We start from the raw sequence: 927 nt of genomic DNA on the forward strand, positions 1-927 counted from the left end.
GTATTAAAATATTTTAGTAAAACATCATATAAAATAATTTATTTTATGTCATGTTTTAATATTGTTAAAATATGTTTAATTCAGAATATTACACACATTTCACATAATTTTAGCTTTACATAATGATATTTTTAGGTTATACTTACTATAACTCTTCTTTGGAGCATCGTTTCCCCAATTTTTACGATGCTCTTTTTTTATTGCCATTTCGTTATGAATTATGATCCATTGAGAACTCCTTGAACCTTTTTTTATAAAATGATATAATCGTTTCATTACAAGACAAGGAGGTATTATCTGTGAACTTTACTTACACTCCCAATAAAATTGCACTTTATCATTCAGACAGCAACCTGCTGGCTGAAGTTACCTTTCCAGATGTGGATGACGAGACTGTTAATATTAATCATACCTTTGTGGATGATTCTCTCAGAGGCCAGGGCATTGCAGGCCAGCTGATGAAAGCGGCTGCCGATCATCTGCGTTTGGAAGGAAAAAAAGCAGTCCTGACATGTTCCTACGCTATCACCTGGTTTGATAAACATCCGGAATATCAGGACTTGCTGAAATAATTGTTTTATTCTCGCAGGTCTGGTAAAGACAGGCCTGCAATTTTTCAATAATAAAATCTTTATTTTCTTATTCTTCCATCTATAAATCTCTTACAGCTTTCTGCATCTCCCTCTATAAAACCATTTTTATCAAGAGGAACAAACATTCTGCCATCTAAAATAAGTATAATCAAATTCTTAGTTTCTATATATTTTAAAATATGATTATATGATATCTTCCGCTGATTTTTATTTTCTGTAGTCATATGAATAACATCAGAAAATGTTTTCCCCCATGAATCTGCTGTTATTTCACTGTCCCATTTTATCAGCTAAGCATATAATTATCAATAATAAAAATCATGACCACCGGCTT

The 927-nt window shown here is 31.7% G+C and carries 2 protein-coding genes; one reads left to right on the forward strand and one right to left on the reverse strand.

The window, feature by feature from the left end; genetic code table 11:
- Positions 1-299: 299 nt before the first annotated feature.
- Complete coding sequence (locus DS742_RS28340) at positions 300-572, forward strand: GNAT family N-acetyltransferase (RefSeq protein WP_117420249.1); 273 nt, start codon at positions 300-302, stop codon at positions 570-572.
- 59 nt (positions 573-631) lie between these two features.
- Here DS742_RS28340 and DS742_RS28345 read toward each other — a convergent pair whose 3' ends face one another.
- On the reverse strand, positions 632-817 hold the full coding sequence (locus DS742_RS28345) for a YcxB family protein (RefSeq protein ID WP_170313636.1): 186 nt from the start codon (positions 815-817) through the stop codon (positions 632-634).
- Positions 818-927: the final 110 nt, after the last annotated feature.

It is taken from the genome of Lacrimispora amygdalina (genome assembly GCF_003432035.1).
Classification (GTDB): domain Bacteria; phylum Bacillota; class Clostridia; order Lachnospirales; family Lachnospiraceae; genus Lacrimispora; species Lacrimispora amygdalina.

Bases quoted from the DNA above. Each gene is read 5' to 3' on its own strand.
- DS742_RS28345 (WP_170313636.1), bottom strand. From the start codon at position 817: ATGACTACAGAAAATAAAAATCAGCGGAAGATATCATATAATCATATT.